The organism is Acinetobacter sp. PC34, assembly GCF_051789135.1.
Lineage (GTDB): Bacteria > Pseudomonadota > Gammaproteobacteria > Pseudomonadales > Moraxellaceae > Acinetobacter > Acinetobacter johnsonii.
The window spans coordinates 2,635,204-2,660,594 of the sequence record NZ_CP196664.1 but is presented as its reverse complement, the minus strand read 5'-3'; the positions used below and the strand labels follow the sequence as shown (position 1 = coordinate 2,660,594).

Here is a 25,391-nt window from a genome sequence, read left to right as displayed (position 1 = left end):
GTTTACTCGATTTCTCATGAAGTCTTGCTCAACATAGGTAATTGATTATGGAAATAATTGAGAAACATGCTTCTTTTGGTGGATCGCAAGAAGTGTATCGCCATCAGTCAATAGCATTAAACTGTTCAATGAAATTCTCAATATATCTGCCACCTCATGACAAAGATGAGAAGTTGCCAGTTTTATATTGGTTATCAGGACTGACTTGCAACGAACAGAACTTTATTACTAAAGCCGGAGCACAAAAGTATGCGGCTGAACATAAAGTCATTATTGTTGCACCAGATACCAGCCCACGTGGAGAGGATGTACCAGATCATGCAGATTATGATTTAGGCCAAGGCGCAGGATTCTATGTGAATGCAACACAAGCACCCTGGTCACAGCATTTCAAAATGTATGATTATATTGTGGAAGAGCTCAGAAATCTGATTGACCTGAATTTTCCGACCAACCAAGTCCAAAGCATTATGGGGCATAGCATGGGTGGTCATGGTGCATTAGTCATTGGGTTAAAAAACCCTGAGCTGTATAAAAGTATTTCTGCTTTTGCACCAATTGTTGCACCTAGCCAAGTACCTTGGGGGAAAAAGGCTTTTACACACTACCTAGGTGAAACTGAAACTTTATGGAAAAGCTATGATGCGATTGAATTAATCAAAAACGATGAAGTTCATTTACCTATTTTAGTCGATCAGGGAACAGCTGATGATTTTCTTGAAGAACAGTTAAGACCTAAGCTTCTTAGTGATATTTGTTTGGAACAAGAATATCCTCTTACACTTAACCTAAGAGAAGGGTATGACCATAGCTATTACTTCATTGCGAGCTTTATAGAGAAACATATAGAGTTTCACAGCAAATTCCTAGCTAAATAACTTTCATAGATATGAAGATGTGCATGTTGTTCTTGAATGCTTCTTGAGCAATATAACTTCCAGATGAAGAGGTCAGCTTATAAATCTAAGGTAGAGTCAATTGATCCTTATATAACTAAGATTGAATTTAATCATCTCATATCTTGATTTTTTGATTCAAATGTTAATGATATTAACTTGAATAAATTCATAGCATTATGTCGAAATAAAAACCTAAATTTTGGCTCAGCTATGGGATGTTTTTTAACTTTTATACAACAAAACTTTCTGACATGCATACATTAGCAATGACAGAATCAGTTTGAATTCTAATCAATTGTGGAGTTTTAGTCATGCTTAAAACAGCTTTATATGTCCGTCTTGAAGCTAAACCGGGTAAAGAAGACGAAGTGGAAGCTTTCCTTAAAGCCGGTTTACCTATTGTAATGGAAGAACCTGCGACAGTTGCGTGGTTTGGCTTACGTCTTGGACCTACAACATTTGGTATTTTTGATGCATTTCCTGATGAGGCGGGTCGCCAAGCACATTTATCTGGCAAGGTTGCAGCTGCGTTGATGGCTCAGGCCGATGAGCTATTTTCAGAGCCACCATCAATTGAAAAAGTAGATGTTTTGGCGAGTAAACTACCAGCTCATACCGACGCTTAAATGTATGAGGGTGCTGCCTGAAATTTCGAATGAAAGGCAGCACTTCAACCCTGTGAGGTTTGTCGGAGGCTTTTTATTCAAGTTGGGCTACTTTATTTAATGGCTTAATCTCATCATTTACATGGGTCAATATCAAAACAGGGTAAATAAATGAATGCAGCTATGTACATGCTTTATATTGAACCAATCTATCTAATTTACTGTCGCATTTGTACATCTGCTAAACCGTGCCAATCTGCTTTTAAAATATTTAATCATCGTTATTTTGTATGAGTCATTCACTGTTTTAGCCAATGCGTTCACGACCATGTCAGTAGTCATACATGTTGATACCTTCCATACAACAATCGCTCGTGAAAATACATCAATAATAAAAGTGTTATAGAACAAGCCTGAATGTGTTTAACCATCACTCAAGTCGCAAGATGAAATAATTTTTATAAAAATAGACGACTGGTCTATTTTTGTATATAGTTGCTGCATGATCACAGCAAAAACCGCAGTGTGGATTAATTTTTATAGTTGACGCGATTAATAACGGTGGTTTTTCAAATCATTAACTGATTTTTGAGGATAAAAATATGCTGAATTTTGACTTTTATAATCCAACCCGTATTCTTTTTGGTGCCGACACGATTGTCAAAATCAATGACTATGTGCCTGCAGAAGCACGGGTATTAATGCTGTATGGTGGCGAAAGTGCCCGTAAAAATGGCACATTAGCTGAAGTGCGTGAAGCATTAGGTACACGAGAAATTCACGAATTCGGAGGAATCGAACCGAATCCGAGCTATGAAACCCTAATGAGAGCAGTAGAACTGATTCGTGAACAAAAGCTTGATTTCTTAATGGCTGTCGGCGGTGGCTCGGTGATTGATGGCACCAAATTTATTGCAGCAGCAGTCAATTATGCAGGTGATACATGGGAAATTTTAGAAACCCATGGCACTCAAATTAGCCAAGCTTTGCCTTTTGCCAGTGTACTCACTCTTCCAGCAACCGGTTCAGAAATGAACAACGGTGGGGTAGTTACCCGAAAATCGACCCAAGCCAAACTTGCATTTAGCAGTCCCTATGTTTTTCCGCAATTTTCGGTGCTAGACCCGAATAAAACCTATAGCTTGCCGACGCGCCAGTTGGCAAATGGCGTGGTCGATGCATTTATTCATGTCATGGAACAGTACTTAACTTACCCTGTCAATGCACAAGTACAAGATCGTTTTGCCGAAGGTCTATTGCAAACCCTGATTGAGATTGGACCGAAAGTCTTGGAAGATTCGGCAGATTATGACACGCGTGCCAATTTGATGTGGACCGCCAGCATGGCACTGAATGGCCTGATTGGAGCAGGTGTACCACAAGATTGGTCGACCCATTTGATTGGACATGAGCTCACGGCTTTACATGGTATTGATCATGCTCGTACCTTAGCAATTGTGTTGCCGGCCAATCTACAAGTACGTCGTCAAGAGAAGCGAGAAAAATTACTACAATATGCGACTCGTGTCTGGCAGATTGTCGAAGGTGATGAAGAACAACGTATTGATGCAGCCATTGCCCGTACTCGAACCTTCTTTGAGCAACTCGGACTGCCAACTCGTCTTAGCGATTATGGACTGGGGGAGACAGATATTGAGATCATCATTACGCAACTTAAATCACATAATCTTACACAGCTAGGCGAACATAAAAATGTTTCATTAGAGATCAGTCGCCAAATTCTCGAGACGAGCATATAAGCTAAATGCACGTATCTGGCATGCTCACGCCACATGGTATGTGATCATTCAACAATGCTCCTCAATCCTGAAAATTATCGGAGAAATAACATGAAAATTTTAATCGTTTTAACCTCACATGATCAACTTGGCAATACTGGTAAGAAAACAGGTTTCTGGCTAGAGGAACTTGCTGCACCGTATTACACCTTTATTGACTCTGGTGCTGAAGTTACGCTGGCGTCGCCTCAAGGTGGGCAGCCACCACTAGATCCGAAAAGTAATTTAGCCGATGCTCAAACTGAAACCACTCATCGTTTTGAAGCAGATCCAACTGCAATGCAAGCATTAACACAGACGCATAAACTTAGCGAAATTTCTGTAGCTGATTATGATGCAGTGTTTTATCCAGGCGGGCATGGCCCATTGTGGGATTTAGCAGAAGATCCGATTTCAATTTCTCTGATTGAACAGGCGATTCAGTCTGGCAAACCTGTTGCAGCAGTGTGTCATGCCCCGGGTGTTCTTCGTCATGTGAAAGCAAGTAATGGAGCGCCTTTAGTCAGAGGTAAATTAGTGACTGGTTTCACCAATACTGAGGAGGCCGCTGTAGGTTTGACTGAAATTGTACCATTTTTAGTCGAAGACATGCTTAAACAAAACGGTGGTCATTATTCTAAAGTGGATGATTGGCAAGTATATGTTCAAGTAGATGGCTTGCTGGTTACTGGACAAAATCCAGCATCTTCTGCTGCAACTGCCTCAGCATTACTTCAATTGTTGAAATAAAGAGTAGCTAGTGTCTGTTGTGGTGCTTAGCAGTGAATAAAACTTCTGACGCTGAGCAACTGGCGCAATAAGCAAAATAACCCTCATTTAATGGTGAAGGGCCTGAGTGAATAGCTTTCCTTCCTTTATTTTTTCTATATACAGGAAGGAAGGGTATTTTTTTAATTTAGATCAATTAAGTCATGATTACTTGGATACAATGAAATGAAAGACAGCAAACTTTTTCAGAACTTAAGCTTAGGCCCTTATGTTTTGCAAAACCGTATTGTATTGCCACCATTAACACGGTCGCGCAGTAGTCAGCCAGGGAATATTCCAAATGAATTAATGGCAACCTATTATCAACAGCGTGCCGGTGCAGGATTTATGGTCACCGAAGGTACGCAAATCGAGCCCCGTGGTCAAGGCTATGCTTGGACGCCCGGTATTTACAGCTCTGAACAGATTGCTGGATGGCGTAAAGTGACGGAAGCAGTGCATGCTAAAGGAGGCATTATTTTTGCACAACTTTGGCATGTTGGGCGTGTTTCACATACATCTTTGCAACCCGATCATGCATCACCGGTCGCGCCCTCGGCTATTAGGGCTGATAGTAATGTTAAAGTCTTTATTGAGACCGGGCCCAATGCGGGGGCCTTGGCTGATCCTTCAATGCCACGTGCTTTAAGCAATGCAGAAGTTAAAGAATTAGTGCAACTCTATGCTCAAGCAGCGCGTAATGCCTTGGCTGCTGGTTTTGATGGAGTTGAAATTCATTGTGCAAATGGTTATTTGGTGAACCAATTTATCTCTGCACATAGTAACCACCGTGAAGATGAATATGGTGGATCACTAAACAATCGTTTGCGTTTTTTACGTGAAGTAGTAGAGGCAGTTGCTGAGGTAGTTGGTGCAGATCGTTTAGGAGTGCGTTTTGCCCCCTTATTTGAAAGTACAGAGGAAGATCGTGTCTACATGGGTTTAGTTGAAGATGATCCACATGTGACTTATATTGAGGCCATAAAGATACTTGAAGAAGTTGGGATTGCCTATTTATCGATTGCAGAAGCTGATTGGGATAATGCACCAGAACTTCCTCATGATTTTCGTAGAGATGTCAGAGACACTTTCAGTGGTCGGATTATTTACGCAGGTCGATATACGGCAGAAAGAGGGACTCGAATTTTAGAGGCAGGGCTGGCCGATTTAATTGCATTTGGACGCCCATTTATTGCGAATCCAGATTTACCCGATCGCATCGCTAATGGCTGGCCATTGAATGCAGTAGATGCAAGCACTTTGTATGGTGGGACGGAAAAAGGCTATATTGATTATCCAGCTTACGCAGATTAATATCGACTAAGTAAGTTATTTTGCCAACCTTTGTGGTTGGCAAAATAAGGGCTTAGGATTGCTGTTGCCAGCACAATTTCTTGTTAAAACAAATTCTTAAAATTTTTTAGCTGTGTAATGAGCCAACCAGCCAGTGGAAAAGAAATCAGTTGCGTTACTGGCACTAATACTATGACTTCAATCAACACCATCATCGGGAAACTTTGATGCTGAGTAATTGGCTTTAATAAAGTGAGAACCAGTAATAAGGTGGGATATAAGCCTAAATAACCAACTAAAATACGAGTCATGAGGGCTTTAGAAGGAGAATTCATTGTGCGCTATACTCATGGATTGTAAATTGATCTAATAGCAACACAATAATAGGTAATCATTGGACTGCTATCATGAATTATTAATTATGTAGTTGATATTTAATTTTTATGAATCTTCACTTTTTAATAGAAATTTAGTTGCTCTCAGAGCTTGATGTAATGGTGTTTTATCTTTTTGCAACTTACTCAGTAATGCTGCACCTAACCACATTTGGTAAAGTACTTGTGCCAAAGTAGAGGCCTCGGTATCTGCTTGGATAGACTGATCCTGTTTTCCCAAATCAATTAAACCAGCAATACGTTGGATTACATCATCAACGCCAGCGGACATAATCGAGCGCATATCTTCAGATAGATCGGCAACTTCTGCGGCAAGTTTCACAATTAAACAGCTATCCGCCCAACCACACTGTGTTTCAGGATCTTCTATCCATAAATTAAAATACTCAATCAGCTTTTGATAAGGGGATTTATCACAACGCCATACATCATTTAAACGGACTTGGTAATTGTCTACATAATGCTGTACCAATTCACATCCGAAAGCTTCCTTAGATTGGAAATAATGATAAAACGAGCCTTTAGGGATTTCACAGCTCTGTAAAATTTCCTGTAATCCTACGCCAGTAAAACCTTTATGCAAAATCAGGTCTGAACTGGTGTTAAGAATGTGTAAGCGCTTCGCTTCAGACTTTTTAATAGGAGTAGGCTTCATATTAATTATTTACTCTATTGTAAAAAATAGACCAGTCGTATTGTTTTTTATTATAACTCATCTACAATGGATGTAAAGAAATTTTAATCACAGTTTTTGATTGTGAAGAAAAATACTTTTAAATAAAACATGGAGTTATATGTGTGAAAACAGTTATTAATCAACGCATCGTTTTAGCTAAACGGCCAGTGGGTGAGCCAAAACACAGCGATTTTCGTATTGAACAAGTTGAGCTCAATGAACTTAAACAAGGCGAGATATTGTTAAAAACCATTTACTTGTCACTCGATCCTTATATGCGTGGTCGCATGAGCGATGCTCCTTCATATGCAGCACCGGTTGAAATTGGCGAAGTGATGGTCGGTGGAACAGTCAGTCAAGTGGTGGCCTCTAAAAACCCAAAATTCAAAGAAGGCGAGTGGGTTCTTTCCGGAAATGGCTGGCAGGGCTACGCAATTTCTAATGGGTCTGCCTGTCAAAGCTTAGGTATGCAACCTGAACATCCATCTTGGGCATTGGGTATTTTGGGAATGCCAGGATTTACTGCTTATATGGGGCTGTTGGACATTGGTCAGCCTAAAGCCGGTGAAACTTTAGTCGTTGCAGCTGCAACGGGACCTGTTGGTGCTACGGTTGGACAGATTGGCAAAATTAAAGGTTGTCGCGTGGTTGGCGTCGCAGGTGGGCCTGAAAAATGTCGTTATGCAGTAGAAGAACTCGGCTTCGATGCTTGTATCAATCATCATGATGAAAATTTTGCAGAACAATTACAACAAGCAGTTCCCAACGGTATAGATATTTATTATGAGAATGTAGGGGGTAAAGTGTTTGATGCGGTATGGCCATTGCTTAACTCTGCGGCACGTGTACCGGTGTGTGGTGTGGTTTCCCAGTATAACGCTACCGAGCAAGCACAAGGGCCAGACCGTTTACCGGGCTTTATTTCCACCCTTTTAAAAAAGCGTATTCGCATGCAAGGCTTTATTATTTTTGATGATTATGGCAGTCAGTATCCGGAATTCTATCAGCAAATGTCTGAATGGTTGAAAGATGGAAAAATCAAATATAAAGAGCATATGGTGCAAGGTTTAGATAACACGATCAATGCTTTCAATGGTATGTTGAAAGGCGAAAACTTTGGCAAAGTGGTTGTAAAAATTTAAAAAAATAGGAATTATCATGATTACACTACATCATTTAGATCAATCACGTTCTTTTCGCATTTTGTGGTTACTTGAAGAAATCAAGCAGCCCTATGAGCTGAAACGCTATTATCGTGACTCAAGCACGCATTTGGCACCTGAATCTTTAAAAATCATCCATCCTTTAGGGAAATCTCCAGTATTGGAATGGGATGGCAAAGTTATTGCAGAGTCAGGCGCAATCGTTGAGTTATTAATTCAGAAACTTGCGCCGCATTTAGCACCAGATATGGATGAACCTACCTATGTCGATTATCTACAGTGGATTCATTTCTCAGAAAGCTCTGCCATGCTGCCATTTTTGTTAAAAACGTTTAATACGATAGAAACCAAGCAGGGCACGAAGTTGGTATTTCTAGAAAATTATACTCAAGTTGAGTTCGATAAAGTATTTAGCCATTTAAATGAATATTTAAAAGATAAAGAATTTCTAGTGGCAGACCGTTTGACCGGTGCTGACTTCATGATGGGCTTTGGACTACATGCTTTAGTTTATCATATGGGACAAGGTGAAAATTATCCCCATATCCAACATTACGTAGCAGGTTTAAGCCAACTACCTAGCTGGCAAGCCGCAGTACAAATTGAACAAAATGGTGTGAAAAGTCAAAAATAGCAAGATTGTTTTTTAAGGCAATTGAGAAAAAGAATCATGATTGACAAGTACATCTGGTTATAAAATAAGCTGACACTTATTTAAAGTAAACGCCTAATGAATTTCATCGGGCGTTCTCTATTTTAAAGATAAGGAATTACCATTATTTAAGATAAGTTTCGCCTATTCTTTCACTGCAAATTCCTATCAAAAGGGCTTGAATATCACGACGGTTACGTTGAAAGATATAATCAACTTTTGAAAGAAAAGTGACAAACGCACAGCAAGATTAAATTATTCCTCGGGGTATTAAACAAGTAATCTATATCATTTTACTAACATAAACACATCTGCGTAAAAATCACGCCCCGCTTAACTGGCAATAGTTTTTGAACCCTTGTATAAAAGCTTAAAAGAATCTAGCAAGTCTTTAGACTTCTTGCGTTAGTCAAAATTTAAACAGCATAAAGCTACATTTAATAAGGTTTTAGCCAATTCAAAAATTAGGTAAAACGATACTTTCGCAAGAGGTCTTTTATTTAATGTTAATACTCATCCAGTATTGAGGTTTTTTATCTTTTCTTGCCTGTGATCTAGGTTGTAATACTCTAATTTCATACTCACCTGAAGCAGGTAAAATATAAATACCATTATTATCAAGCTCTGGAGAATATTCTCCAAGATTGATAGAGTCTTTTAATTGATTACCCCATAAGTAAGTTTCAACATTTCCTCCAGTCAACGTCACTTTTAACTTTTGCCCTTTTTTAGCATAAAATTTGTAGGAATCATACTTGTATCCATCTATCCTTCCGTAATAATTTGCAGAGTAAGCTTTTTTTGCAAACTTAACTACAACAGCCTTTCGTATATCATTGTTATCATTTGCAAGTACGGCAGGGCTAAGCATAGCTAAAGTTAGGGCCATAAAAGCACCAACTAGTAATTTCATATTCGCTATTTTCATAAGGTTTCCTTAATTCTTGTATCGCCCCTGACATAGTTACATAAGTAAGAAGTAACCATGAATCATGGAACAGAACTGTGAATAGTCACCAAAATTCTATACACACATGGCTTGGTTGCATAAATCTACCTCTTAAGGCTTATTCAGCAATATAATTCTCAGATGAATAAGCCTACACCTAAAATTTACCGTACAACAAATTGGTCATCTAATGTGGTTCCGTTAATTAGACCACTCAATTCAGTTTTATAAGTGATAAATCCGCTCTAAATATTTAAATTATGCTGCCATTACTTTTAGTAAATGTTGATCATAAAATTCATTCGGTGTTGCCTTATTCAAACTTGAATGAGGACGTATCATGTTATAAAAATCCAAATATTCAGCAATTGATTGTTTCGCTTGTTTAACCGTATCGTAAGCCTTCAAATAGACTTCCTCATGCTTCACGCTGCGCCATAACCGCTCAATCATCACATTATCTATCCACCGTCCTTTCCCATCCATACTGATACTGATATTTCGCAATTTTAACTCATTCAAAAATGCCTCGCTTGTGAATTGACTGCCTTGGTCTGTATTAAGCACCTCTGGACAACCATATTTCACAATTGCTTCTTGCAACGCATCTATGCAAAAGTCTGTTTCCATACTGATCGATACACGATGAGCCAGTACTTTACGACTATGCCAATCTATAATTGCACACAGATAGACAAAACCTTTACCCATAGGAATGTACGTGATATCTGTACACCAGACTTGATTAGAGTGATCTATGACCATGTTTTTCAACAGATATGGGAAAATACGGTGTGCAAGATTAGGCTTACTGGTATTGGGTTCTGGATACAAGGCATGTATTCCCATCAAGTGCATTAAACGTCGGACTTTACGCCGACCTATTTGATGCCCTTGACGCTGTAGCATATCTCGTATCATTCGACTGCCCATAAATGGGTAGTCGAGATGAATTTCATCGATCAGACGCATCAAACTCAAATCAGTGGATGAAATCTCTTTGGGCTTGTAATACAACGTACTGCGATTGATTTGAATCAATTGCGATTGTTGTCGTACCGAAAGTTGATGGGTCTTATCGATCATTTTTTGCCGCTCAGCTGCCCTATTTTTCTGAGCGCACCTTCTAAAAAATCAATTTGCAATGCCTGATGTCCTATCTTGGCATGTAGAGCTTTGAGGTCAATCTCTGGTTCTTGTTGTGCTGTTAGTCGTGAAAAAATATTGATTGATTGCTCAAGCAGTTGATTTTTCCAATCAATGATTTGGTTTTGATGTAAATCGAATTGAGTAGAAAGTTCAGCGAGTGTGTGGTCCCCTTTAATTGCTGCGAGAGCAACTTTAACTTTAAACTCTGCTTGAATGATTACGACGTTTTCTTCGTGTCATGGTTGACTCCAAAAACAAGCATTTCCCATGCTCATTGGGGAGTAGATTATCACTTATAGGCGTGGTCTAAAATCCTAGACCCACATCACAACAAAGCCTATTCCTTTCCCTAGCTCAACCATGCCAAGTATAAACTTGAATAAAAAAGATTACTTTTCACTTATGAAAGAGACCTAATCGATATTCTATAAAAATGTTATTGTCATAAGGAAAGACTAATGTTACTTGTTAAGGGAGCAGTCATAAATGGAAAATATACAAACTGTTATAATAATGAAGCCAAGAATAGACCAAGGATTGAATAGAGGTTAAGCGAGGGTAGGAGTAAATGAGAGAGAGTTATGATACGTATCATATTTTTAGTCTTATAGGGCAGCACGCTGAATTAGAACCCATTCTAAATGCAATTTCTGGGTGGCTTGAATCCCATATTCCAGATGCCTTAGTTACGATCATGCTTTATTCTGAACATGACCAAACTTTAAAGCTTATCAGTGGTAAACAACATTTCTCAAATCAATACTGTAAAGCCGTCAATAATTTAAAAATTGGTCCTCAGCGCGGTGCTTGTGGAACAGCTGCATTTTTACGTAAGTTGGTCATTAGTCAGGATCTGATGGAAGATCCGAATTGGGCAGCTTATCGTGCATTAGTAAAGGCAGAGCAGCTTTCAAGTTGCTGGTCTATGCCTATTATTAATGCAAGAAATATTTTATATGGAACTTTTGGGACTTATTACCGAACTCCCAAAAAACCGACGAAACATAATATTCGTCTTTTAGAACAGGCCGCCTCTTTAGTTGCATTAGCGATTGAGCTTGATGATGAACGCCAACAAAAAATAGCCATAAATGAAAAATATAGTTCTTTTTACAATTATCATCCAGATGTAATTCTTGAACTTGATCTGCAAGGATACGTTCTTAATACCAATATTGCTTGTCGTGAAATTACGGGTTTTTCACAAGAGCAAATACAGGGGAAACACTATTGGACATTAATACCTGATGAATATCATGAATTAGTTGATGCTGCATTTAAATCTGCCCTACTGGGGAAGTCTCAACATTACGAAATTCCCGTTTACAATGCGTTAGAAAAAATTATATGGCTTGATATTATCAATTTACCAATAATTCAAAATCAAAAGGTTACAGGTGTATTTACGATAGCACGTGACATTATTGTAAATCGGAAAAATAAGGAGAGCTTACGTCTTTTAAAGCGCGGAGTTGATGCAAGTCCGAGTGGGATGTTTATCACGGATGCCTCTGAAAACATGGTGATCAGCTTTGTTAATCCTGCTTTTCTTAAACAAGTTGGTTATACAGAAGAGGAAGTCATAGGCCGTAATTATAATTTTTTACAGGGCCGAGATACTAATCTAGAGCAACTTGCTTTGTTTAAGCAAGCGGTAAAGGAGCAGAAAGATGTTCAGATAACGTTAAAAAATTATTGTAGGGATGGGAGCTGGTTCTGGAATAGATTAATGTTGGGGCCAATTTTGGATCAAGATGGCAAATGTACTCATTTTCTTGGAATTCAGGAAGACATTACTCAGCAACGTATCCATGAAGAATATATTGAATATCAAAATACTCATGATCAATTAACAGGCTTACTAAATCAAATAACTTTTGAAAAAGTCTTAGAGCAAACTTTCGAAAAACAAAAGCTTCTAACTTTACTTTATATTGATCTTGATGACTTTAGTTCGATGAATGATAGTTTAGGTTACTACGTTGGTAATAAAGTTATTAAAAATATAGCGAGCCGACTAAAAGGTTTTTTAAAACCTGATGAGGTTTTGAGTCGGTATGCCGAAGATGAATTTGTATTATTGATCAAAGGCCAACATGATCATAAAAAAATAACCACAAGAGCTAAAAAGATTCTTGATTTGATTTCAGAGCCGTTTCAAGTCGATGACCATACACTCCATCTAAGCGCAAGTATGGGTATCGTCATAAATAACAGTTTTATACAATGTGCTTCAGAACTTTTATATCGGTCTACTTTGGCTATGAGAGAAGCAAAGAGACAAGGCCGTAATACTTGGCATTGTTATGAAGAAAGCAATAAGATTTCACCCAATTTAGACTATGCTCATCTGCGTCTAGAACTTATGGAAGCAGTAAAAAAGAAGCAGTTTACACTATTCTATCAACCGTTAATCAAACCATTAACAGGCGTGGTTCAGGGAGTAGAAGCGCTGATTCGTTGGTATCATCCCGAACGGGGTTATATTTTTCCAGATGTTTTTATTCCTTTAGCTGAAAGAACAGGACAAATTGTAAATATTGGACAGTGGGTTTTAGAAACAGCATGTTTAGATATCGCTAAATGGAATAAGGCGCATGATAGTCAGCTCACAGTTTCAGTTAATATTTCTCCTTTGCAGTTTGGACGTGCTGGGTTTCTTGAGGAACTCCAAAAAGCGCTAAAAATAAGTCAATTACCAGCTGAGCTGCTTAAAATTGAAATTACCGAAGGCGTTATTATTAGTGGTGCGGACAGGGCAATTGAAATTCTAAAATCAATTCGTGCTTTAGGAGTGCATGTGGTCATTGATGACTTCGGCACTGGTTATTCGAGCCTTAGCTATCTACGACTACTACCTATTACTCAAATCAAACTGGATCGAAGTTTTATTGTGAATCTGACAATTAGTGTTCAAGATGCTGCAATTGTTCGGTCGATAATTTTTCTAGCCCATCAGCTGAATTTAGAGGTCGTAGCGGAAGGTGTTGAAACACTAGAACAAGCAATTCTGCTCTATCAACACGATTGTGATTTATTTCAAGGCTATTTTTATGCACGGCCTGCCCCAATAAGTGACTTGAATTCGAAATTTTTGCCGTTGGAAAGTTTAAGTTAACGTAATTAATCTTTGTAAATTGTAATAAAAATCTAATTGTAACTTTAACTCTATGTTAAAGGTGTAATAAAATTAAGAAATTATGGCTAATTAATTAAAAATGGAAATATCTAAAATTAATTTAAATTTAAGAAAATTAATACTTTTTTTAGCAATTTTTTCGGTATTAAGTCTTTTTATTATTAGCTCAGTAATTAGCTATTATATAGTAAGAAATCAGCTTATAAATAATTCATTAGCACTTAATTCCGAACACGCAAACAAGATTGCAATAATTATAGATAATCACTTTAAGAATATACTGATCGAACTTGGATACAGCGCAAAGATTTTAGGGAAAAAATTTGATGATAATGAGATCCGAGAAACAGAAGTACAGAGATTAAAAATGCAATCTGATTACTACAATAGCGTGGTTGTCAGTGATTCAGAGGGTAGGTTGATTAATTATTCACCAAATATATTGAATATTGATAAAAATAAAGTACAAACTACGTTAGGAATTAGTAATTCAATAAAGGAAAAAACCATATATATCATCGCCATATCTTTCTGTTAAAAAGAATATGATTGTTTTTATTTCATATCCGATATTCGATGAAAAAAAGCGCTACAGAGGTTTTGTTGGATCTGCGATATATTTAAAAGAAAAAAATGTAATTAATCAACTTTTATCAACGAATGAAACATATCGAAAAAGTTACATGTATGTAATTGATAAAAATGATAAAATTATATTTCACCCTGATCATGAAAGAATCGGTGAGATAATCAAAAATAACACTGGTTTAGATTATATAAAAAAACAAAATTCAGGGAAAATTCGTCTTATCAACAGTAGAGGTGTTGATAATCTTGCTGGATTCTCACATGTAAAAACGACGAATTGGATAATTGTCTCCCAGCAACCCACAAAGCAGTTATTAAAACAAGCGAATTCGATTATTTATAAAGTATCAGCGGGAATCTTTATATTTTATTTACTAATTTTTTATGTTGTTTGGAAGTGTGGCAGAGTAAAACTTGAAGTGCGACATAAACCACCTAATTAATTTAAAGGGTTTATGGAGTATATAAAATTGTCATACCATCATCTTAACTTTGAAGATCGTACTGCATTAATGCTTGAGTCAAGAAAAGAAGGCTTTTCAGCCAGAAAATTTGCTGAACTCATTAAAAGACATCCTAGTACGATCTATCGTGAGCTTAAAAGAAATAGCATCAATGACGTTTATCAAGCTCGATATGCTTCTGATAACACCTTCGCTAGACGTAGACGTGGTCACAGAAAACTCAAAATCGATTCAATCCTCTGGAAATTTATTGTTGAAGCGATCCGTTGTTTATGGTCTCCTCAGCAAATAGCAAAGCGTTTAAAGACATTTCCTGATTTGGATCAAACAATGAATGTAAGCCATACAACGATTTATTCAACGATACGAGCATTACCCAAGGGTGAGTTGAAAAAAGACTTATTATCCTGTCTGCGTCATGAAAATAAAAAGCGAAAAGCTAACGGTGAACCTAAAAAAGATTCTATATTACAGGATATTAAAACTATTCATGAGCGCCCAGCCGAAGTTCAAGAAAGAAAAATACCGGGTCATTGGGAAGCTGATTTAATTAAAGGTAAAGACAATAAAAGTTCGATAGCAACACTTATTGAACGAAATACACGGCTCTGTATCTTGGCAACATTACCTGATGCAAAGGCAGAATCAGTGCGCAAGGCTTTAACTGAAGCTCTGAAATATTTACCTGCAGAACTGCGTAAAACGTTGACCTATGACCGTGGACGCGAGATGTCAGAACATAAAATACTCGAAGAAGATTTAGGCATAGATGTATATTTCTGTGACCCACATTCACCTTGGCAAAAAGGCACATGCGAAAATATGAATGGTTTAATTAGGCAATATTTACCTAAAGGGATTGATTTAAATCAGGCAGATCAGCATTATTTAAATCAAGTTGCCATGTCACTGAATACTCGTCCTAGAAAGGCGTTAGATTGGCTTACACCATTAGAGAAATTTGCTCAGCTTGTTGATTATCATATGGCTTTTGAAACTGTCGCACCTCATGTTTGAATTCGCCTGTTCTTTTTTTATAGCATCTCCTCTGCATAAGCTTGCAAATATGGCAAGCTCTTTACATCAGCCTGAAGCAAGTAGGGAAATTAAAAATATTAACCCATGGTATTATGAAATCGTTAAATTTAAACGTGCTCTTTTATTGAGTGTTCATCACTTTTCAAAAAAAATGACTGAGATGGATTATTTCATTAATACGGATCCTCTTACCGGTTTGATGAATCGTAGAGGGATGCATTTGTCTATAGATCAGAAAATAGCTTTGAAAATCTCCTTTTCAATATTATTAATAGATATAGATTTCTTCAAGAGAGTAAATGATACATATGGACATGCTGAAGGTGATTTAGTACTGAAAAATATTGCAGAAATGATGCAAAAGAATTTTCGGAAAGATGATGTTTGTTGTCGCTATGGTGGTGAAGAATTTATTGTTATTGTACCTGATGTTAGCCAGCAAGACGTTTATGAAAGTGCTGAAAGATTTAGAAGAGAAGTGGAAGCGCAATCGATAGAAAAGGTTGGATCGATTACAGTCTCTATAGGTATCGCTTCTTGGCCTGAAGCTTCTGAAGATATTTCAGAAGTATTTATTCTGGCTGATAAGAATCTTTATGAGGCTAAAAACAGTGGACGAAACTGTGTAAGATTATAATTTATTTGGTTTTATTGCGAAAGTATTTCACCGTTAAATCTACTCTAAGTTGCTCAGATTTAGTAGTAACTTTGGTATGAGGTCTACTAATAGTTGGATGAATTTTATACTGCATTTTTTACAAGATAAAAAAAGCCTATAATCCGCCTATATTTTAATTTAGTGCGTCGTATTTCATATTACACGGGGGCATGGAAAAAATTATTGTTTCGGCAGTTTTAGTTTTTTTCCCGAACAGATTACCAAATTACAATAAGTTGTACTTTACAGACGTATAATCTAAATGCTAATAATCATTAAGAGATATCCGAAAAACTTTATTAAAGGAAATCCAATATGATGAATAAAATAGATTTAAAATTAAGCAGGATTGATGGTGGAGATGATCTAATTTTAAAAAATTGTATTGTTCAATCGACAATGATTACTAGTAAAGATATATGTACACCACTTAATGAGGGAGATTGTCTGCATAATTTCTTGTCCGATGGAATTGTTGAAAAATATAAAATAGAAGAAGTGATATTAAATAAAGGTATGCATTCTCATTATGAGATTTATGTTTCCAAAATAAATTAACGTATTTAATAAGTTGAACGATTAAAAAAGTACTCAGATAATGAAAGTTATCTGAGTACTTTTTTAACTCCATGTGGCTTTGTCGTACAAATCTACTGTTAAAGGCCCATTCAGCAATATAATACTCAGCTGACTAAGCCTGTATCTAAAAAATATCAAATCAGCAATTGGTCGACCTAAAATCACGCTTTAATGAATCGAGGAAACATCTCGATTTTATTTGATCCTACTACCCAATGGTATGCTCAAAAAAAAGCCAAACAGGGACGAAATCAAACTTATTCGATTGCAGCCATTCAATGTTGTCTCATGATTAAATCCTTATTTCGACTCTCTTTGCATATGGTCACTGGCTTTATGCAAAGTCTCATTAAACTCTGTAGTTTGGATTGAAACGCACCAGATTATTCAATCCTCTGTAGTAGACAAGAGCATATCGATATTGCGATTCTCTATCAAAAAGTATGGGTGTCTCCCTCTGCCCACTGATAGTACCAGTTGGCTTTGTTGCACAAACCTATCTCTAAAGGCTTATTCCACAATATAATTCTCAAATGAATAAGCCCACACCTAAAATCTATCGTACAACCAATTGGTCTTCTTATAACAGTGCATTCATAAATCGAGGAAATCTCTCAATTTGGTTTGATCCCAAGACGCAATGGTACGCTCAACCCAAAGGTAAACATGGTCGAAATCAAACTTATTCAGATACAGCCATCCAATGCTGTTTAATGATCAAATCTTTATTTAGACTCTCTTTACGCATGGTCACAGGTTTTGTTCAAAGTCTGATTAAACTTTGTGGATTAAATTGGACCGCACCAGATTACAGTACGCTTTGTCGAAGACAAAAACATATTGATATTGCGATTAGCTATCAAAAAAGTAGTGATGGGCTACATCTACTCGTCGACTCAACTGGCTTAAAGTTTCTAGGTGAAGGTGAGTGGAAACGTAAGAAACATGGACCTGAATATCGTCGCCAATGGCGTAAGCTTCATATTGGCATCGATGCTGAAACCTTGCAAATACGTGCAGTACAGCTTACTACAAATAATGTGAGCGATTCGCAAGTACTCGGTGATTTACTTGCTCAAATTCCCTTAGATGAACGAATTGATTCGGTCTATACCGATGGTGCTTATGACACGAAGCACTGCAGACAAGTCATTCTAGATCGAGATGCACATGCGCTCATTCCGCCAAGAAAAAATGCAAAACCATGGAAAGATCAGAAATTGAGATCTTTAGATCGGAATGAGTTACTGAAAACAGTTAAACGTTTAGGAAGAACGCTTTGGAAAAAATGGTCTGGTTATCATCGTCGAAGTTTAGTTGAAACCAAGATGCATTGCATCAAACTATTAGGTGATAAATTAACAGCAAGGAGTTTTTCTAGTCAGGTGAATGAGATTCATGCACGCATAGCCGTATTGAACAAATTTACCGAATTAGGTCGTTCTCATACCCAAGTTGTCACTTGAATTCTGTTCAAATGAGCAGAGTGTTATCTTTTAAATCTTTGTGCAACAAAGCCATTTGGGTTTAACGCATAAACATAAGCCTGTTGTATTTGCCCATTTTCTAAAGTGACTTCAGTTAAAACACGCTGATATTCACTTCCTTCAAATTCATCCAAGCTGTTCCACAGCGTATCTAATTGCTCTGAACTAAACATATATCCATCAATAGTTTGTCCATCTGGACTCAGCATTAGCCCAGGAAAGCCAAGTTCTGCTCCCCAACCTGCTTCCTTAAGCAAACCTTTCACAGAGCCTTTGTTCCATATACCAGCAATCGCTTCTAAAATATGAGCATTGGGTTTGTTTGGCCCTAAAGTACCGTAAACAAATAAGTGTTGTTGCATGATGTAAATATTCCTAATGGGTAACAGATGGAGAATGAAGCGGTTTTATTGAAAAAATAACGATGAGTGCAATTAGAATCAGAAAAATATTTAATATAACGATGCCATTCCAGCCATGGCTTTGCCAGATATTTCCACCATACGCACCCACAATGCTTGAACCTAAATAATAAAAAAGCAGATACAAGGAGGTGGCATGACCTTTATTGGATGTTGCGAGTTCTCCAACACGACTGCTGGCAATGGCATGGGCAATGAAAAAGCCAGTGGTCACACAGCCAATACCAAGAATAATTAAAAACAACGAGGCAGAAAGAGTAAGTAGCACGCCTAAGAGCATGCACAAAAAGCCCAAAATCATTACCTGCTTTTTGCCTATTCGGTCTGCAATATTGCCTGCAATCGAAGAGGAAATAATACCCAAACTATAAGATAAAAAAATGAGGCTAATCTGAGTTTGGCTTAAATGATAGGGTGCTGCAAACAGTCTGAAGGTCACATAATTAAACAGCGTGACAAATACACTGGTGAGTAAAAAGCCAATCCCATAGATTTTTAGCAGGCGGATATGACTCAAGTGTGCATACCATGCATGTAGATGGAACTTAAAAGAGAGACCTTGCTGGGCAATGAAATTTCGTGAATTGGGTAAGAGTTTCAAAAAACCAAACGCACAGAACAGACAGATGCCGCCAAGAATGGCCATGGAAATACGCCATGAGAAAAACTCGGTCAAAATGCCCATGCCAACACGTCCCATCATGCCGCCAAATGCTGTGCCTGCAATATACAGCCCCATGGTTTTACTTAAGTTTTTGGGACTAATTTCTTCTGCAATCCAAGCCATTGCAACAGCGGGAACTCCACCTAGAACAAAACCTTCTAAACTTCTTGAAACCATGAGCACATGCCAACTCGGTGAAACCGCGCATACCACATTGAGTATAGAAGCCAAAAGCATAGAGAAAAACATCAGACCTTTTCTGCCCAATGTTTGTGAAAAGGCACTGGATAGCACGATCGACATAGCCAAAAAGCCTGTGGTTAACGACAGTGCTAGCGCACTTGCACTGGGTACAATATGGAAACTCTGACTTAAGTTGGGCAGTAAGGGTTGTACGCAATAGATCAGTGAAAAACTGGCAAAGCCCAACAAAAACAGCGCCATGCCCGCTCTTTTATACTCAACTGTACCTTGGCTGATGGTCTGCGGAATCGGCTGTTGAGGGGTAGACCAATCTGCGTCTAATGAAGAGCTCAGTTTCATGACTTGGCTGATTTAAAATGGAGAGAAGCTTTATTTTAAGAACTATACTTGTATATGTATAATATATATAACTCAATAATGGTATAGCTTTAATATATGGAGCTGCGCAATATTCAATATTTTATTGCTATCGCGGAAGAGCAAAGTTTCTCTAAAGCAGCTTTGCGTCTTGGCATAAGTCAGCCGCCGTTGAGTATGCAAATTAAAAAGTTGGAAAGGCAAATCGGTGTTGAACTTTTTTATCGATACTCTCATGGTGTAGCTCTGACACCAGCAGGGGAAACTTTTCTTAAAATGGTCTTGCCCGTTCAGAACCAACTGAAAAATGCGGTGAAATTGACCCAAAGTACGGCAAATGGTGAATTGGGAGAACTGCGGCTTGGCTTTACAGGCACCTCAATTCTAAACTCTTTAATTCCTACCGCCATTCAAGCATTTCAACAGCAATACCCTCAGGTGAATTTGGTATTTAAAGAAGCCAATTCTTTGATTTTGATTGAAAGTTTATTGAATAATGAATTAGATATTGCGATTGTGCGACCACCTGCACAGTATCCTAAAGCCATTACGATTCGTAATTTGATCGATGAAAAATTGATTGCTGCCTTGCCGATTCAATATCCAGCAGAAGATGAGGTAGTAGATTTGGCAGAATTTAAGCATGAAAGCTTTATTGTCTCACCACCAGAGGTGAGTGCAGGGCTGTATGCCGCGATTTTAAATAGCTGCCAACAGCATGGCTTCACGCCTAAAATTGGACAGCAAGCCCCTCAGATTGTTTCAATTTTATCGTTGGTTGCGGCAAATTTGGGCATTTCTTTGGTGCCTGAGTCTACTCAACAGCTCAAAATTGAAGGGATTAAATATAAATACCTGAAGAATAAGACCGCTACGATTGGACTCGGTATTGCGTTCAAGGCGGATTTGCATAGCCAACCTGCAATCAACTTTTCTAGTTTATTGAATAGTATTGTGAGGCAGCATTATCATTTAAAAGGTTCACTGTAATTCACTCTATGTCGTTTTAAATATAAATTGTCAGCACGTAACTCATGGAGTCAAATAGCCATTTAAATACGATCAGAAAGTCAGTTCTCGATTCAGCACCAAAGCATGTCTAGATGGCTAAATTTAAGCGATCTAGAGGAAAATATGCATAAAAAATGCCTATGCTGCAAGTTTACGATTCTTTTTAAAGCTGCGTAATCCTTCAAGCATGAGGGTAAAAACTGCGAGCCAAATGGCGATATAGGTTGGCCATTCTGCTGAAGTAATGCTTTCCCCTAAGGCGATTGAAACGGCCACTAACAATATCGGTTCAACATAAACCAACAGTCCAAACAGGCTTAAGTTTAAATGCGGGGCAGACAAGGACTGAAATGCTAAAGCCAGCGCACTGATTAGTCCAAGTCCTGAAATGAGCCAAAGCGTATGTGCGCTTTCAGATAGGCTTTCTGTGACGATACTGCCTTGCATGATAAAGAAAATACAAACAGGGAGGCTCAACATCATGTCAAACCAAAGTCCGCCTATATTATTCGTCTCCGTTTTTTGTCTGAGCCAAAAATAGATTGGATAACCTAAGCAAATCAGCAGAGTGGGCCAACTCAGTGTTTGAGAAATGGCTAAGAGATTCAAGATCCCCAGCACTGCAAAAATACAGGACAGTTGCTGAAAGCGTGACATTCGCTCCTTAAATGCGATGCGACCGACAATCACCATGCTAATCGGCATCATAAAATAACCGAGTGAAACATCCAGTCCATAGCCATGACTGGGTGCCCACATAAATAGCCACAACTGAATCCCAATTAAAAACGAAGATAAAATTCGCGTTAAAAAGAAAAAGCGCTCTTGGTAGAAACGGCGATAAATAACAACCACCTGAGACCAATTGCCTTTGAGCCAAATAAAAAGTGTTAGACATGGAATAGTCAATACAATGCGCCAGCCGTATATTTCTGTACCCGCCAACGTGCCCAAAAGTGAGGTATAGGCAAACATTAAAGCAAATAATACCGAGGCCGTGACATTTAAGCTAATGCCAAGTGCTGTATTGGAATGCGTAGACATAGGCGGTTCTAAAACAGGATGAATGGATGATATTTTATTGCAATACTCTTGATAAAATGGCTTGTAATCATTAGTTTGAATGAGAAAATTTCTCGCAGGATGCTGCTCATGCAATTGGATAAATTTGATTTCGCTTTATTGGAGCATTTGCAAAAAGATTGCTTAACGCCACTTCGAGAGTTGGCCGATTTAGTGCATTTATCAACGGCCTCGGTACAACGTCGCATTCAAAAATTAAGAGACAGTGGCTATATTATTGGTAATACCGCGGTGCTTGATCCAGACAAATTGGGACAAGTGATTACGATTTTTGTCGAGGTTCGCGTCAATCAAACCCATGTGACTGACCTTGACGAGTTGAAAGCAAGTTTTTCAATTCCAGAAATACAGCAGTGCTATTACGTAACAGGTGAGGCGGATTTTATGTTGGTACTCTTGGTGCCAAGTATGAGTCGGTTTCAAGCCTTATGTGATCAGCTTTTTCATCATAATGCCAATGTGCAATGGTTTAAAACCACCGTTGTGTTAGAAAGGATCAAAACAACTTTAGAGGTGTCTTGTCAGCCATAACTTTTATTCTCCTTTTTATATTCCATTTTAGATTCAATGGCTAAACAGTCAGCTTGAAATAGGAAAAGAGAAGAGTAGTTTCTGAATTTTTAGGCACTCAAAATAACGCCATGAGGGGATTGGCTTCTATTTAAATAGCGAATTTATTTTCTAATTTTGATGGTTTTGTACCCATAAAACTTGAGAAGGAGGCACGCTGTTATAGTTTTTTCAAGCCTTACTGTAGCTACTCATTAGCACCAAACTAGCTGAAAATTTGATTCAAGAAGGGATCACAATCTTGATGGTGGCGTAATGTTTATAACACAGCAACTGAATACAATTTCTGAATTGGTTGAGGGGCAGGGTCTTTCAGATCAACTGCAACATCTACTTGCGCAGCAGTATTTAAACTTAGAAGCGACTTTGTTACGTGCTAAAGTTTTACGTGATTTTTCAAGCGCTAAAGTTCAGTATATTGTGCAGTCTGCCATTCAAGCAGAACATGCAGAGGTCGCATTTTTATTTGCACCTTTTATCTTGGCAAATTTGAACCATCCTGTGATTTATAGCAGTTCTGCAACACCAACCGTCCTCAATATCCTCAATCGTTACTATCAAGCAGAGCAAAAACAAAACCTAAAAATAGATGATGTGCTTGAGGCACTCAATGTTTATTTAGATTTGAGTGATAGCGTATTTAATGATGTCGATTTTTTTTATTTTTCATTGATCAAAGCGCTATGTCGAACTGATGTCTCGCAGATTTTTTTGGTGACATCATTAGTGCTCAATACACAAAAACTCGCAGAGCTGGAACAGTTTTTTAAAGTCAAAATCAACTATATTTCTACCCATCCACAAGATGTCATCATCGACAGTAGTGAATGGAATATGCGGAAATTGTTCTTTAAAAACAAAGATCAGCAATATATCGATTTATGTGAAAAATTCGCCACATTGAATGCGCAGTTACTGTTGAGTTATGGCAGTTATAACCAGCAGCAAGCGACCCAGTTGGTTGAAGATATGTTCTATGCGGAGCATATTTATGAAAAGTTATCGGTCTATGCCGAGTATATGCAGACCTGTCTACAACATGGCGTGTCCCGAAAGTAGGCGACTTTTTTCGCCTAACTTGCATTTTTGATCTCCCATTCAAAACAGCTTTTCTTTCATATTGATGCATATACCTAGGTCATCCCCATGTTTTTATATACAGACTTTGATCAAAATTTATTAAATGAACGTGTCGCACAGTTTCGCGACCAAACCCAGCGTTATTTAGAGGGGAAACTGACCGAAGAAGAATACCGTCCCTTACGCTTACAAAATGGTTTATATGTTCAGCGCTATGCACCCATGCTACGTTTGGCGGTGCCTTATGGTTTAATGAACTCAGTGCAATTGCGTAAGGTGGCTGAGGTTGCACAGAAGTATGACCGTGGTTATGCGCACATTTCTACGCGCCAAAATATTCAATTGAATTGGCCGCAGCTTGCAGATGTCCCCGATATTTTGCAGGAACTCGCTACAGTACACATGCATTCTATTCAGACCAGTGGCAACTGTATTCGAAACACCACCACAGACCAATATGCAGGTGTAGTTGAGGGCGAGCTCACAGACCCGCGCCCCACCTGTGAACTAATTCGCCAGTGGAGTACTTTCCATCCAGAGTTTTCATTCCTTCCGCGTAAATTCAAAATTGCAGTTTGTGCACACCCTGAACAAGACCGTGCTGCCACAACTTTTCATGATGTTGGGGTCTATCTGGTAGAAAATGGAACGGGGGAGTTAGGTTATCAAATTAAAGTCGGTGGTGGGCTTGGACGCACCCCTTTAGCGGGACATGTGATTAAGCTATTTTTAGCCCGTGAAGATTTAATTGCCTATTTAGATGCCATCATGCGCGTATATAACTTGCATGGTCGCCGAGATAATAAATACAAAGCGCGTATTAAAATTTTAGTGAAAGCCCTCAGTCCAGCGGGCTTCGCGGAAAAAGTTGAAGCTGAGTTTGCACATACTCAAACACTGCTCAAAGTTCAGCCTAGTGTTTTAGCGCAAATGGATGCCGTATTTCGACCGTTTGCCTATGAATCTTTAGATGCGGAAAATTTTGAGGCTTTGTTCCAACAGTATCCAAAGTTTAAACACTGGTTCAATATCAATACCCATGCGCATAAAGTCGCGGGCTACCGCATCGTTACGATCAGCTTAAAACGGGCGGGTGTAGCACCGGGGGATATCACTTCCGATGAAATGAGTTTAATTGCAGATTTGGCTGACCAATATACTTTCGGTGAGCTGCGAACCACGCATGAGCAAAATATTGCCTTAACCGACGTACGTCAAAAGGATCTGTTTGAACTGTGGCAAGTCTTAGATCGTGGCATATTGGCTCGTGCGCATATTGGCTTTCTGACTGACATGATTTGCTGTCCGGGCGGCGATTTCTGCTCCTTGGCAAATGCCAAATCCATCCCAGTGTATGAAGCAATTGCTCGCCGTTTTGATGATTTGGATGCTTTATATCAGTTAGGCAAGGTTGATTTGAACATTTCAGGCTGTATGAATGCGTGTGGACACCACCATGTCGGCAATATTGGCATTCTAGGTGTTGATAAAAAAGGCGCTGAATATTACCAAATTAGTTTAGGCGGTAACTCAGATCATGATGCATCCATCGGTGATATTTTAGGACCATCATTTCCTGCAGAAGATATTCCCGATGTGCTCGAAGAAATTTTAAATACTTATCTGGATCTACGTTTAGCACATGAATCTTTTTTAGAAACCTACAAACGTGTCTCGATCCAGCCGTTTAAAGAGCGGGCTTATGCGGACATAAATTGAG

At 38.3% G+C, this 25,391-nt stretch carries 22 protein-coding genes and 4 pseudogenes; 18 read left to right on the top strand and 8 right to left on the bottom strand.

All coding sequences use genetic code 11. The features are described 5' to 3' along the window. The first annotated feature begins 47 nt into the window (after window positions 1-47). Both fghA and ACSC9N_RS12955 read left to right on the top strand, forming a co-directional pair. Window positions 48-878 carry an S-formylglutathione hydrolase gene (fghA, locus tag ACSC9N_RS12960; protein ID WP_058952258.1) on the top strand — a complete coding sequence of 277 codons (831 nt, stop codon included), beginning with the start codon at window positions 48-50 and terminating at the stop codon, window positions 876-878. A 332-nt stretch (window positions 879-1,210) separates the two neighbouring features. Next, on the top strand, window positions 1,211-1,525 hold the full coding sequence (locus ACSC9N_RS12955) for a putative quinol monooxygenase (RefSeq protein WP_004812141.1): 315 nt from the start codon (window positions 1,211-1,213) through the stop codon (window positions 1,523-1,525). 73 nt (window positions 1,526-1,598) lie between these two features. Here the strand turns inward: ACSC9N_RS12955 and ACSC9N_RS12950 are convergent. Then, window positions 1,599-1,927 (bottom strand): annotated as a pseudogene (locus ACSC9N_RS12950) (IS3 family transposase); the annotation flags it as partial. A gap of 179 nt (window positions 1,928-2,106) precedes the next feature. On the opposite strand from ACSC9N_RS12950, the gene ACSC9N_RS12945 reads away from it, so the two are divergent. The 3 genes from ACSC9N_RS12945 to ACSC9N_RS12935 all read left to right on the top strand — a co-directional run bounded on the left by ACSC9N_RS12945 (window position 2,107) and on the right by ACSC9N_RS12935 (window position 5,364). Beyond that, the gene (locus tag ACSC9N_RS12945; RefSeq protein WP_058952257.1) at window positions 2,107-3,264 is read left to right on the top strand and encodes an iron-containing alcohol dehydrogenase; all 1,158 of its coding nucleotides are present in this window, start codon (window positions 2,107-2,109) and stop codon (window positions 3,262-3,264) included. A gap of 90 nt (window positions 3,265-3,354) precedes the next feature. Further along, window positions 3,355-4,032 carry a type 1 glutamine amidotransferase domain-containing protein gene (locus ACSC9N_RS12940; RefSeq protein ID WP_058952256.1) on the top strand — a complete coding sequence of 226 codons (678 nt, stop codon included), beginning with the start codon at window positions 3,355-3,357 and terminating at the stop codon, window positions 4,030-4,032. A 204-nt stretch (window positions 4,033-4,236) separates the two neighbouring features. Continuing rightward, window positions 4,237-5,364 carry an alkene reductase gene (locus ACSC9N_RS12935; protein WP_058952255.1) on the top strand — a complete coding sequence of 376 codons (1,128 nt, stop codon included), beginning with the start codon at window positions 4,237-4,239 and terminating at the stop codon, window positions 5,362-5,364. A gap of 83 nt (window positions 5,365-5,447) precedes the next feature. Here ACSC9N_RS12935 and ACSC9N_RS12930 read toward each other — a convergent pair whose 3' ends face one another. After that, window positions 5,448-5,678 carry a hypothetical protein gene (locus ACSC9N_RS12930; RefSeq protein ID WP_001087973.1) on the bottom strand — a complete coding sequence of 77 codons (231 nt, stop codon included), beginning with the start codon at window positions 5,676-5,678 and terminating at the stop codon, window positions 5,448-5,450. A gap of 106 nt (window positions 5,679-5,784) precedes the next feature. Beyond that, window positions 5,785-6,393: a TetR/AcrR family transcriptional regulator gene (locus ACSC9N_RS12925; protein ID WP_004733176.1), complete on the bottom strand. Its 609-nt coding sequence runs from the start codon at window positions 6,391-6,393 to the stop codon at window positions 5,785-5,787. 143 nt (window positions 6,394-6,536) lie between these two features. On the opposite strand from ACSC9N_RS12925, the gene ACSC9N_RS12920 reads away from it, so the two are divergent. Both ACSC9N_RS12920 and ACSC9N_RS12915 read left to right on the top strand, forming a co-directional pair. Beyond that, a complete protein-coding gene (locus tag ACSC9N_RS12920; protein WP_058952254.1) occupies window positions 6,537-7,556 on the top strand; it encodes an NADP-dependent oxidoreductase in 1,020 nt (339 codons plus the stop codon). A 16-nt stretch (window positions 7,557-7,572) separates the two neighbouring features. After that, entirely contained in the window at window positions 7,573-8,211 is a 639-nt protein-coding gene (locus ACSC9N_RS12915; protein WP_058952253.1) for a glutathione S-transferase family protein, read from the top strand. A 514-nt stretch (window positions 8,212-8,725) separates the two neighbouring features. On the opposite strand, the gene ACSC9N_RS12910 is transcribed toward ACSC9N_RS12915, so the two are convergent. Both ACSC9N_RS12910 and ACSC9N_RS12905 read right to left on the bottom strand, forming a co-directional pair. Further along, window positions 8,726-9,157: a PPC domain-containing protein gene (locus ACSC9N_RS12910; protein WP_058952252.1), complete on the bottom strand. Its 432-nt coding sequence runs from the start codon at window positions 9,155-9,157 to the stop codon at window positions 8,726-8,728. A 279-nt stretch (window positions 9,158-9,436) separates the two neighbouring features. Beyond that, window positions 9,437-10,567, bottom strand: a pseudogene (locus ACSC9N_RS12905) (IS3 family transposase). Window positions 10,568-10,895: 328 nt separating this feature from the next. Here ACSC9N_RS12905 and ACSC9N_RS12900 point away from each other — a divergent pair. From ACSC9N_RS12900 to ACSC9N_RS12870, 7 genes and pseudogenes are all read left to right on the top strand, one after another. Continuing rightward, window positions 10,896-13,445 carry a bifunctional diguanylate cyclase/phosphodiesterase gene (locus ACSC9N_RS12900; RefSeq protein ID WP_395474896.1) on the top strand — a complete coding sequence of 850 codons (2,550 nt, stop codon included), beginning with the start codon at window positions 10,896-10,898 and terminating at the stop codon, window positions 13,443-13,445. 100 nt (window positions 13,446-13,545) lie between these two features. Then, window positions 13,546-14,494, top strand: a pseudogene (locus tag ACSC9N_RS12895) (cache domain-containing protein); the annotation flags it as partial. 15 nt (window positions 14,495-14,509) lie between these two features. Beyond that, entirely contained in the window at window positions 14,510-15,535 is a 1,026-nt protein-coding gene (locus tag ACSC9N_RS12890; RefSeq protein ID WP_004994718.1) for an IS30-like element ISAba125 family transposase, read from the top strand. Between the two features lie 49 nt (window positions 15,536-15,584). Continuing rightward, window positions 15,585-16,193: a GGDEF domain-containing protein gene (locus tag ACSC9N_RS12885; RefSeq protein WP_228260979.1), complete on the top strand. Its 609-nt coding sequence runs from the start codon at window positions 15,585-15,587 to the stop codon at window positions 16,191-16,193. Between the two features lie 336 nt (window positions 16,194-16,529). Continuing rightward, window positions 16,530-16,772, top strand: coding sequence for a hypothetical protein (locus ACSC9N_RS12880; RefSeq protein WP_058952250.1), 243 nt, complete (start codon window positions 16,530-16,532; stop codon window positions 16,770-16,772). 129 nt (window positions 16,773-16,901) lie between these two features. After that, window positions 16,902-17,234, top strand: a pseudogene (locus ACSC9N_RS12875) (transposase); the annotation flags it as partial. Between the two features lie 92 nt (window positions 17,235-17,326). Further along, window positions 17,327-18,259 carry an IS5 family transposase gene (locus ACSC9N_RS12870; RefSeq protein ID WP_439036047.1) on the top strand — a complete coding sequence of 311 codons (933 nt, stop codon included), beginning with the start codon at window positions 17,327-17,329 and terminating at the stop codon, window positions 18,257-18,259. Between the two features lie 23 nt (window positions 18,260-18,282). Here ACSC9N_RS12870 and ACSC9N_RS12865 read toward each other — a convergent pair whose 3' ends face one another. Both ACSC9N_RS12865 and ACSC9N_RS12860 read right to left on the bottom strand, forming a co-directional pair. Next, window positions 18,283-18,642, bottom strand: coding sequence for a gamma-glutamylcyclotransferase family protein (locus ACSC9N_RS12865; RefSeq protein WP_058952249.1), 360 nt, complete (start codon window positions 18,640-18,642; stop codon window positions 18,283-18,285). Window positions 18,643-18,655: 13 nt separating this feature from the next. Next, window positions 18,656-19,909 (bottom strand): MFS transporter, encoded by a 1,254-nt coding sequence (locus ACSC9N_RS12860; RefSeq protein ID WP_058952248.1) that lies wholly within the window; start codon window positions 19,907-19,909, stop codon window positions 18,656-18,658. A 96-nt stretch (window positions 19,910-20,005) separates the two neighbouring features. Between ACSC9N_RS12860 and ACSC9N_RS12855 the strand changes: the two genes are divergently transcribed. Continuing rightward, a complete protein-coding gene (locus ACSC9N_RS12855; protein ID WP_058952247.1) occupies window positions 20,006-20,917 on the top strand; it encodes a LysR family transcriptional regulator in 912 nt (303 codons plus the stop codon). A gap of 159 nt (window positions 20,918-21,076) precedes the next feature. Here the strand turns inward: ACSC9N_RS12855 and rarD are convergent, their stop codons facing one another. Next, window positions 21,077-21,982 carry an EamA family transporter RarD gene (gene rarD / locus ACSC9N_RS12850; protein ID WP_058952246.1) on the bottom strand — a complete coding sequence of 302 codons (906 nt, stop codon included), beginning with the start codon at window positions 21,980-21,982 and terminating at the stop codon, window positions 21,077-21,079. A 108-nt stretch (window positions 21,983-22,090) separates the two neighbouring features. Here rarD and ACSC9N_RS12845 point away from each other — a divergent pair, with 108 nt between their 5' ends. The 3 genes from ACSC9N_RS12845 to ACSC9N_RS12835 all read left to right on the top strand — a co-directional run bounded on the left by ACSC9N_RS12845 (window position 22,091) and on the right by ACSC9N_RS12835 (window position 25,390). Next, window positions 22,091-22,552 carry an Lrp/AsnC family transcriptional regulator gene (locus ACSC9N_RS12845; protein ID WP_058952245.1) on the top strand — a complete coding sequence of 154 codons (462 nt, stop codon included), beginning with the start codon at window positions 22,091-22,093 and terminating at the stop codon, window positions 22,550-22,552. 294 nt (window positions 22,553-22,846) lie between these two features. Then, window positions 22,847-23,650: a hypothetical protein gene (locus ACSC9N_RS12840; protein ID WP_058952244.1), complete on the top strand. Its 804-nt coding sequence runs from the start codon at window positions 22,847-22,849 to the stop codon at window positions 23,648-23,650. Window positions 23,651-23,737: 87 nt separating this feature from the next. After that, a complete protein-coding gene (locus tag ACSC9N_RS12835) occupies window positions 23,738-25,390 on the top strand; it encodes a nitrite/sulfite reductase (RefSeq protein ID WP_130235112.1) in 1,653 nt (550 codons plus the stop codon). Window position 25,391: the final 1 nt, after the last annotated feature.

What these genes read in the sequence shown, in the direction of transcription:
- fghA (WP_058952258.1), top strand. Translation starts at nt 48, where the DNA reads ATGGAAATAATTGAGAAACATGCTTCTTTTGGTGGATCGCAAGAAGTG.
- ACSC9N_RS12935 (WP_058952255.1), top strand. Translation starts at nt 4,237, where the DNA reads ATGAAAGACAGCAAACTTTTTCAGAACTTAAGCTTAGGCCCTTATGTT.
- ACSC9N_RS12885 (WP_228260979.1), top strand. Translation starts at nt 15,585, where the DNA reads ATGGCAAGCTCTTTACATCAGCCTGAAGCAAGTAGGGAAATTAAAAAT.
- ACSC9N_RS12940 (WP_058952256.1), top strand. Translation starts at nt 3,355, where the DNA reads ATGAAAATTTTAATCGTTTTAACCTCACATGATCAACTTGGCAATACT.
- ACSC9N_RS12870 (WP_439036047.1), top strand. Translation starts at nt 17,327, where the DNA reads ATGAATAAGCCCACACCTAAAATCTATCGTACAACCAATTGGTCTTCT.
- rarD (WP_058952246.1), bottom strand. Translation starts at nt 21,982, where the DNA reads ATGTCTACGCATTCCAATACAGCACTTGGCATTAGCTTAAATGTCACG.
- ACSC9N_RS12925 (WP_004733176.1), bottom strand. Translation starts at nt 6,393, where the DNA reads ATGAAGCCTACTCCTATTAAAAAGTCTGAAGCGAAGCGCTTACACATT.
- ACSC9N_RS12945 (WP_058952257.1), top strand. Translation starts at nt 2,107, where the DNA reads ATGCTGAATTTTGACTTTTATAATCCAACCCGTATTCTTTTTGGTGCC.
- ACSC9N_RS12835 (WP_130235112.1), top strand. Translation starts at nt 23,738, where the DNA reads ATGTTTTTATATACAGACTTTGATCAAAATTTATTAAATGAACGTGTC.
- ACSC9N_RS12855 (WP_058952247.1), top strand. Translation starts at nt 20,006, where the DNA reads ATGGAGCTGCGCAATATTCAATATTTTATTGCTATCGCGGAAGAGCAA.
- ACSC9N_RS12865 (WP_058952249.1), bottom strand. Translation starts at nt 18,642, where the DNA reads ATGCAACAACACTTATTTGTTTACGGTACTTTAGGGCCAAACAAACCC.
- ACSC9N_RS12915 (WP_058952253.1), top strand. Translation starts at nt 7,573, where the DNA reads ATGATTACACTACATCATTTAGATCAATCACGTTCTTTTCGCATTTTG.
- ACSC9N_RS12840 (WP_058952244.1), top strand. Translation starts at nt 22,847, where the DNA reads ATGTTTATAACACAGCAACTGAATACAATTTCTGAATTGGTTGAGGGG.
- ACSC9N_RS12900 (WP_395474896.1), top strand. Translation starts at nt 10,896, where the DNA reads ATGAGAGAGAGTTATGATACGTATCATATTTTTAGTCTTATAGGGCAG.
- ACSC9N_RS12930 (WP_001087973.1), bottom strand. Translation starts at nt 5,678, where the DNA reads ATGAATTCTCCTTCTAAAGCCCTCATGACTCGTATTTTAGTTGGTTAT.
- ACSC9N_RS12890 (WP_004994718.1), top strand. Translation starts at nt 14,510, where the DNA reads ATGGAGTATATAAAATTGTCATACCATCATCTTAACTTTGAAGATCGT.
- ACSC9N_RS12910 (WP_058952252.1), bottom strand. Translation starts at nt 9,157, where the DNA reads ATGAAAATAGCGAATATGAAATTACTAGTTGGTGCTTTTATGGCCCTA.
- ACSC9N_RS12845 (WP_058952245.1), top strand. Translation starts at nt 22,091, where the DNA reads ATGCAATTGGATAAATTTGATTTCGCTTTATTGGAGCATTTGCAAAAA.
- ACSC9N_RS12860 (WP_058952248.1), bottom strand. Translation starts at nt 19,909, where the DNA reads ATGAAACTGAGCTCTTCATTAGACGCAGATTGGTCTACCCCTCAACAG.
- ACSC9N_RS12880 (WP_058952250.1), top strand. Translation starts at nt 16,530, where the DNA reads ATGATGAATAAAATAGATTTAAAATTAAGCAGGATTGATGGTGGAGAT.
- ACSC9N_RS12955 (WP_004812141.1), top strand. Translation starts at nt 1,211, where the DNA reads ATGCTTAAAACAGCTTTATATGTCCGTCTTGAAGCTAAACCGGGTAAA.